Annotated in this window: 7 protein-coding genes; 5 read left to right on the forward strand and 2 right to left on the reverse strand. The window is 65.9% G+C overall.

The window, feature by feature from the left end:
- Positions 1-5 precede the first annotated feature (5 nt).
- Both GPA27_RS15745 and acs read right to left on the reverse strand, forming a co-directional pair.
- A complete protein-coding gene (locus GPA27_RS15745) occupies positions 6-203 on the reverse strand; it encodes a hypothetical protein (RefSeq protein ID WP_211165032.1) in 198 nt (65 codons plus the stop codon).
- 202 nt (positions 204-405) lie between these two features.
- On the reverse strand, positions 406-2,379 hold the full coding sequence (gene acs / locus GPA27_RS15750) for an acetate--CoA ligase (RefSeq protein ID WP_169141513.1): 1,974 nt from the start codon (positions 2,377-2,379) through the stop codon (positions 406-408).
- A 247-nt stretch (positions 2,380-2,626) separates the two neighbouring features.
- Between acs and GPA27_RS15755 the strand changes: the two genes are divergently transcribed.
- From GPA27_RS15755 to GPA27_RS15775, 5 genes are all read left to right on the forward strand, one after another.
- Positions 2,627-4,159 carry a fumarate hydratase gene (locus tag GPA27_RS15755; protein ID WP_169141514.1) on the forward strand — a complete coding sequence of 511 codons (1,533 nt, stop codon included), beginning with the start codon at positions 2,627-2,629 and terminating at the stop codon, positions 4,157-4,159.
- A gap of 189 nt (positions 4,160-4,348) precedes the next feature.
- On the forward strand, positions 4,349-4,942 hold the full coding sequence (locus tag GPA27_RS15760; protein WP_169141515.1) for a hypothetical protein: 594 nt from the start codon (positions 4,349-4,351) through the stop codon (positions 4,940-4,942).
- A gap of 80 nt (positions 4,943-5,022) precedes the next feature.
- Complete coding sequence (locus tag GPA27_RS15765) at positions 5,023-5,883, forward strand: DUF6502 family protein (RefSeq protein WP_169141516.1); 861 nt, start codon at positions 5,023-5,025, stop codon at positions 5,881-5,883.
- Positions 5,880-7,373: a DUF5666 domain-containing protein gene (locus GPA27_RS15770; protein WP_169141517.1), complete on the forward strand. Its 1,494-nt coding sequence runs from the start codon at positions 5,880-5,882 to the stop codon at positions 7,371-7,373. The genes GPA27_RS15765 and GPA27_RS15770 overlap by 4 nt, the downstream gene beginning before the upstream one ends.
- 42 nt (positions 7,374-7,415) lie before the next feature.
- Positions 7,416-8,151: hypothetical protein (locus GPA27_RS15775; protein WP_169141518.1), on the forward strand; the 736-nt coding region annotated here is incomplete at its 3' end.

The raw sequence follows: 8,151 nt of genomic DNA on the forward strand, positions 1-8,151 counted from the left end.
CCTCCTCAACGCGCGCCACGTTCCGCGATCCAGGCAACCACGACGATCAGCGCCGCCCAAATGATGAACAGGCACGCCCACAGCATCGGCATGCCAAAGAAGGGCTCGGACCTGTCGAGCAGGGACAACACGGGATAATTGAACAGCAACGCCCCACCCAGGAACGTCGCAACGAGCCTCTGACCAGCCAGACCTCTGCGCATCATGTCTCCCTCATGATGACGATGGCTACCCGAAGTATACCGTTGCCCGCCGGGGGCCCCGGGAAGCAGTCCCTCCGGGCGGGAAAAAAAAGGCGCGCTTGCGCGCGCCTTCTCCTCCTCCCACTGCCGGCTCGCGCCGGCTTGCCTCAATTATTCTTATGCGGGGCCAGCCTCTTGCGGACCGGTCCCCCGTCATGCTGGGTCAGCCCGCAGGTTGCTTGAGCTGGTCCAGGATCGCCGGGTTCTCTAGGGTCGACGTATCCTGGGTGATCTCCTCCCCCTTCGCCAGCTGACGCAGCAGCCGGCGCATGATCTTGCCCGAACGGGTCTTCGGCAGGTTCTCGCCGAAGCGGATGTCCTTGGGCTTGGCGATGGGCCCGATCTCGTGGCCTACCCAGTTCTGCAGGTCCTTGATCATCGCCTTGGCGTCCTCGCCGGTCGGACGGGCACCCTTCAGCACGACGAAGGCGACGATGGCCTCGCCGGTCAGGTCGTCGGGACGACCGACGACCGCGGCCTCGGCGACCTTCTCGTGTGCCACGAGCGCCGATTCGATTTCCATCGTGCCCATGCGGTGGCCCGAGACGTTCAGCACGTCGTCGATACGGCCGGTGATCGTGAAGTAGCCGGTTTCCTTGTCGCGGATCGCGCCGTCGCCGGCGAGATACAGCTTGCCCTTGAAGTCGTCCGGGTAGTAGGACTTCTTGAAGCGGTCGGGATCGCCCCAGATCGTGCGAATCATCGCCGGCCACGGACGCTTGACGACGAGGATACCGCCCTGCCCGTTCGGCACTTCGGTACCGGTTTCATCGACCACGGCCGCAATGATGCCCGGGAAGGGCAGCGTGCAGGAACCCGGCACCAGCGGCGTCGCGCCCGGCAACGGGGTGATCATGTGGCCGCCGGTCTCGGTCTGCCAGAAGGTATCGACGATCGGGCAGCGGCTGCCGCCGACGTTCTGGTAGTACCACTCCCATGCGGCCGGGTTGATCGGCTCGCCAACCGAACCGAGGATGCGCAGACTCGACAGGTCGTAGTTCTTCGGATGGACGGTCGGGGTGTTGTCAGCGGCCTTGATCAGCGAGCGGATCGCGGTCGGCGCGGTGTAGAAGATGCTGACCTTGTGATCCTGGATCATCTTCCAGAAGCGGCCGGCGTCCGGGTAGGTCGGCACGCCCTCGAACACGATCTCGGTCGCGCCGCAGGCGAGCGGGCCATAGGTGATGTAGGTGTGGCCGGTGACCCAGCCGATGTCCGCAGTGCACCAAAAGACATCGTTCGGCTTGATGTCGAACGTCCACTTCATGGTCAGGATCGCATGCAGCAGGTAGCCGCCGGTCGAGTGCTGGACGCCCTTCGGCTTGCCCGTCGAACCCGAGGTGTAAAGCAGGAACAGCGGGTGCTCGGCATCGACCCATTCCGGTTCGCAGGTATCGGCCTGGCTGGCGCAGACTTCGTGGAACCACTTGTCGCGGCCCTCGACCATGTTGCACGCAGCGCCAGTGCGCTGGACGACGACGACGTTCTTGATGCACTCGCAACCGCCCATGCCGAGGGCTTCGTCGGCGATCGGCTTCAGCGGGAGCGCCTTACCGCCACGGAACTGGCCGTCGGACGTGATCAGTGCAACAGCGCCGGCATCGTTGATGCGGTCGCGCAGCGCCTGGGCGGAGAAGCCGCCGAACACGATGGAGTGGGTCGCACCGATACGGGCGCAGGCCTGCATCGCGACGACACCTTCGATCGACATCGGCAGGTAGATGACGACGCGGTCGCCTTTCTTGACGCCCATCGCGCGCAGCGCATTGGAGAACTTGCAGACGCGGGTCAGCAGGTCCTTGTAGGTGATGCGGGTCACATCGCCGCCATCGGCTTCGAAGATCAGCGCGACCTTGTCGCCGAGACCGTTATTGACGTTGCGATCGAGGCAGTTATAGGAGACGTTCAGCTGACCGTCGGCGAACCACTTGAAGAAGGGGGCATTGCTCTCGTCGAGGACCTGGGTGAAAGGCTTCTTCCATTCGACCAGCTCGCGGGCCTGACGCGCCCAGTAGCCCTCGTAGTCGTCCTCGGCTTCCTTGCACAGCGCACGATATGCGTCCATACCCGAGACCGCGGCATTCTTGACCATCTCTTCCGACGGGTAATACAGACGGGGCTGCTGTTCGTTCGACATACTGACCTCTCCTCAACTATTCAAAGTAATTGAAGCGCCCTGCTGGGCCGACCGGTCGAGCCGGTCTTATTTATCGTTCGCTGAAGATGCTGCTTTCGCGATCTGGCGGCATTTAAGGCTTTGTATCTTACACAGGACTTACACCCCCTTACCGTGGAACATTGCCCATTCCGGTGGGACGTCGCCGGCCGCGGACTGCTAGAATTGCGCCCCTACCGAGTGACCCGGCCTTACCAGGAGATGCGCCATGACCGTGATTCGCGAAGAAGACCTGATCCAGTCCGTCGCGGATGCCTTCCAGTACATCAGCTACTACCACCCGCTCGACTACATCAAGGCCCTCGGCGAGGCCTGGAAGCGTGAGGAGAGCCCCGCCGCGAAGGACGCGATCGCACAGATCCTGACCAATTCGCGCATGTGCGCCGAAGGCCATCGCCCCATCTGCCAGGATACCGGCATTGCGGTGGTCTTCCTCAAGGTGGGCATGAACGTGCAGTGGGACGCCAGGATGAGCGTCCAGGACATGGTCAACGAGGGCGTGCGCCGCGCCTACACCAATGTTGACAACAAGCTGCGCGCCTCCGTGCTGCTCGATCCGGCCGGCAAGCGCCAGAACAGCAAGGACAACACCCCCGCGGTGGTGCATTACGAGATCGTCCCGGGCGACCACGTCGAGGTGATCTGTGCGGCCAAGGGCGGCGGCTCGGAGAACAAGACCAAGTTCTATGCACTGAACCCGTCCGATTCGATCGTCGACTGGGTGCTGAAGACCGTCCCGACGATGGGCGCCGGCTGGTGTCCGCCGGGCATCCTCGGCATCGGCATCGGCGGCACGCCGGAGAAGGCGATGCTGCTGGCGAAGGAATCGCTGATGGCGCCGGTCGACATCCATGAACTGAAAGACAAGGCCGCTTCCGGCGCGACGCTGACGCGCGCCGAGGAGCTGCGCCTCGAGCTGTTCGAGAAGGTCAACGCGCTGGGCATCGGCGCGCAGGGCCTGGGCGGCCTGACGACCGTGCTGGACGTCAAGATCCTCGACTACCCGACGCATGCTGCGAGCCTGCCGGTGGCGATGATCCCGAACTGTGCGGCGACCCGCCACGTGCACTTCGAGCTCGACGGCTCGGGCCCGGCGAAGCTCGAGGCGCCGAAGCTGGAAGACTGGCCGGACGTGACCTGGCAGGCGGACACCAAGGTCGCCACACGCGTGAACCTCGACACGCTGACGAAGGAAGAAGTCGCGTCGTGGAAGCCGGGCCAAGTGCTGCTGCTCAACGGCAAGATGCTGACCGGGCGCGACGCTGCGCACAAGCGTATCCAGGACATGCTCGCCAAGGGCGAGAAGCTGCCGGTCGATTTCACCAACCGCGTGATCTACTACGTCGGCCCGGTCGACCCGGTGCGCGACGAAGTGGTCGGCCCGGCCGGCCCGACCACCGCGACGCGCATGGACAAGTTCACGCGCATGATGCTCGAGCAGACCGGTCTGATCTCCATGGTCGGCAAGGCCGAGCGCGGACCCACGGCGATCGACGCGATCCGCGACAACAAGTCGGCCTACCTGATGGCGGTTGGCGGCGCCGCCTACCTCGTCGCCAAGGCGATCAAGAGCGCGAAGGTCGTCGGCTTTGCCGATCTGGGCATGGAAGCGATCTACGAGTTCGACGTGCAGGACATGCCGGTGACCGTTGCGGTCGATTCGAACGGCACCAGCGTGCACAACACCGGCCCGAAGGAGTGGCAGGTGAAGATCGGCAAGATCCCGCTCGCGACCGCCTGATCCGCACGCAGACAAGAGCACCCCACGCCCGGCCGCTTACGCGGCCGGGCTTTTTTTCGCCCTCAGGATCTGCGCGACACATATCCCGAAACATCTGCACGCCCTCACGCGCTTGACCGTCGAGGGTGCCGGCACCTAAAGTTGGCGTGTGTGGGATTTTTTCCCACTTTCGTATTCAAGGAGAGCCAGATGAAACTTCACCCCGGGATTTCCGGTTCCTTTTACGCAGCGGCCGCCCTCGCCTTCGGACTGCATTCGAGCCTCGCCCCCGCGCAGGAGGCGACGACCACCGCAACGACCGTAGCCGAACCCGCCCCCTCCGACGCGACGGTAGCAACGGACGGTATGGCGGCAGCTGGCGTTGCGCGCTCGAAGGGCGCCATGCCCGTGCAGGGCGTGGATACCGTCATCAACGCGGATGGCACGACGACGGTGACCCGCACGCGTACCCTGAGCGCAACCGGCGAGGCACCCAACCGCGTCCGCACCAAGGAGATGACCTTCAATGCATACGGTGGCCTGGCCAGCCAGACGACGACCGAGGTTCGCATGGCAACCGACGGCACGGTGCTAAACGAGCGCAGTTCCAGCCGCACCACCGCCGATGGCGAACGCACGCGCAGCGACTCGCGCCGCGCCGCCGTCGAACGGCCCGACAACACCGAGCGCGTCGCCCGCGCCGAGCGTCCCGAGAAGCTCGAGCGCATGGAGCGGCTCGAACGCGTCGATCGCCCGGAGAAGCCTGAGCGCGTGGAGCGCGTCGAACGTCGCGAGCGCGACTGAGCGTGCCACCGGCGGATTGCATGGAATTTTTTCCCACGCACAGTTAAGATGTGAGCCACTGAGCCCGGAAGAAGCACCCCATGCATTCCCCCACTCCGCCGACTTCGCTGCTGCGCGCGCTCCGGCGCGTCATGCGGCCGCTGGTGCGGCTGATGCTGCGCAAGGGGGTGACCTATACCTATTTCTCGGACATGCTCAAGGGCGTCTTCGTGGAGGTCGCGGAGCAGGAGTTCCGCCTCGACGCCAATGCGCCGACCGACAGCAGGATCAGCCTCCTGACCGGCGTGCATCGAAAGGACGTCAAGCGCCTGCGCAACCAGCCGCCAGATGTGGCGGATGATCTGCCCGCAGCCGTATCCCTGGGAGCCCACCTCGTGAGCACCTGGCAGACCACCGCGCCGTTCTGCACGCAACCGGGCGAGCCCGCGCCCCTGGCACGACTCGCCAGCACCGGCGGAGAACGCTCCTTCGATGCATTGGTCGCCCGCGTCAGCAAGGACATCCGGGCGCGTGTGGTGCTCGACGAATGGCTACGGCTCGGGATCGCGCGCGTGGATGAACACGACCGCGTGCATCTGGAGACTGCGGCCTTCATTCCGCAGAAAGGCTTCGACGAGAAGGCGGCCTATTTCGGCCACAACGTGCATGACCATGCCTGCGCGGCGGTGCATAACCTGACTGCCGACGGCCTGCCGTATTTCGAGCGCAGCGTGCATTACGACGCCTTGTCGCCTGCCAGCATCGCGCGCCTGCGCGACGCCGTCGCAAACGAAGGCATGCAGGCGCTGATCGCCTTCAACACGCTGGCCTCGGATCTCGAAGCGCAGGACGCTCAAGCCCCCGATGCGCGACAGCGCGTCACGATCGGCCTGTACTTCTACAGCGAGCCGACTTCGGACACGAGCCCGTCCGGCGACGCCTCGCCGAAATCCCCGTCATGAGTGATCGCTTCCACCCACTGCGCCGGCTTGCGGCGGGCCTCGCCCTCGCGCTGTGCGGCGTTGTCCCGGCGGTTGCCGCGCCGGTGTGCGTGGACCCGGGTGGCATCGGAGGAACGGGCGCGCCCCGGCGCGAAGGTGGAATCGGCGGCACCGGGTCGCCGGCGTCCGGCATTGGCGGGACCGGCTCACCTGCCGCTTCGGGCATCGGCGGCACGGGCGCGCCGCTCGCGCAGGGAGGGATCGGCGGCACGGGCGCCCCGGCCCGCGAAGGCGGAACCGGCGGCACGGGCATCGTCGGGACGATCACCGGCTTCGCATCGATTTGCGTGAACGGCGTGGAGGTGCATTACGACGATGCCGTTCCGGTGACCGAAAACGGTATCGGCGGCACCGTGTCGCGCCTTGCCGTGGGCCAGGTCGTCGCGGTGGAGGCCGGTACGTCGCCGCGCGGACTGGAAGCGCGCAGCATCGCGATCGTGCACGCCTACGAAGGCCCCGTGACCGCAGCGCGCATGGGCACCGCGCCGCTGCGTGTGATGGGTCAGTCGGTGCAGCTTGCGTCGGGGGCGAAAGTCGACGCGGGCCTGCGCGCCGGCGAGATGGTGCGGGTGAGCGGATTCCGCAATGCGTCCGGCGAGGTGCTCGCAACCCGCGTCGAACGGGCACCGCAGTTGCAGGAGGCGAGCGCGGTCGGAACGCGCGGCGGCGACGGCACGCTGCACGGACTGGCGCTGAGCGGCGACGCCCGGGGAAATGCGGAGTCGCTGGTACGCGGCACATGGACGGGACGTGCGCTGGCGGTGACGCAGGCGCGGACGAATCCGACCATTCCCTTCGCCGGCCGGGTGCGCGACGCGATCGTGGAAGGCCTGGTGCTCGAGCGAAGCGAAAACCGGATGGATATCAGCGGTTTCGAAGTGGAGCTTGCGGAGGGGACCGAATTCGCGGACAGCGCGGCGGGCACACTGGACAGGGACACGCGTGTCCGGGTGCAGGGCACCTTCACCGGCGAGCGCAAGGTCAAGGCGGCCCGCATCGAGGTCGTGCGCGACGGTTTCGGGGCCGGCGACGCTCGCGAGGGCTCCCAGTCCGGAAGGAAATCCGGCAACAGCGAGGACGGCAAGGAACACGGCTCGGGCAAGACGCGGACGGAGATCGACGACAAGCGGATACGCATCGAGACCGAAAACGCGTCGGGACGCGAACGCATCGAGCGCGAGCTGTCCCCCTCCGGCGAGGTCGAACGCGAGCGGATCGAGCGCACGGAGGTGAGCCCGAGCGGCGACCTGCTGTTGCGCGAACGCATCGAGACGCGCACGTCGGGCGACCGCATCGAGACCCGCCAGCGCATAGAGCGCTTCGACGGCAGCGGCCGGGTCGAGCGCATCGAGCGCACTGAACGTATCGACCGGCCGGAACGCATCGAGCGCGTGGAACGGCCCGAGAAGCTGGAAAGGCCTGAACGCATCGAACGCCCCGAACACGACTGAAGCACAACAGGGACAAGACACCCCAACATTGAGGAGAGCCGAATGAAGCACAAGCGCATCCTGCTGGCCCTGCTGCTGTCCGGCAGCGCATTGGCCGCCGGCACCGACGCCGGCACCAACAAGCTGAGCGTGACGACTGGGCTGGATTATTCGACCGGCGACTACGGCACGAGCACGACCAGCGAAATGTGGTACGTGCCGATCGCGGCAAAGTACGAGACCGGTCGCATGACCTACAAGATGACCATTCCGTACCTGCGCGTGACGAATGCGGTGGTCAGCCCGGACGGCGACCCGATCCAGGGCATCGACTGCTCGGGCACCGAGACCGGGCTCGGCGACATCACGGCGAGCGCGGGCTACAACCTGCTCGACGGCAGTGCGAACGGCCTGCTGCTCGACGCGGTGGCGAAGGTGAAGATGCCGACGGCGGAAAGCAAGTGCCTGGGCAACAACAAGACCGACTACGCGCTGCAATTCGACGCCGCCAGGTCCTTCGGTGCCGTAACGGCATTCGGCACCGCCGGCTGGAAGGACATGGGCGATTCGGATCTGCGCAATCCCTTCTATGCATCCCTCGGCATCGGCACCAAGCTCGGGCCGGCGACTACCGTGGGCGCAGCCTACGACTGGCGCGCGCGGCTGAGATCGTCCAACGACCCGATCCGCGAGGCCTCGCTGTTCCTGAGCCAGAAGCTGAGCGCACAGTGGAAGCTGCAGATGTATGGTGTGAAAGGCTTCAGCAACAACAGTCCGGACTGGGGCGGCGGCATGATGG

The sequence above is a fragment of the Aromatoleum toluolicum genome, assembly GCF_012911005.2.
Lineage (GTDB): Bacteria > Pseudomonadota > Gammaproteobacteria > Burkholderiales > Rhodocyclaceae > Aromatoleum > Aromatoleum toluolicum.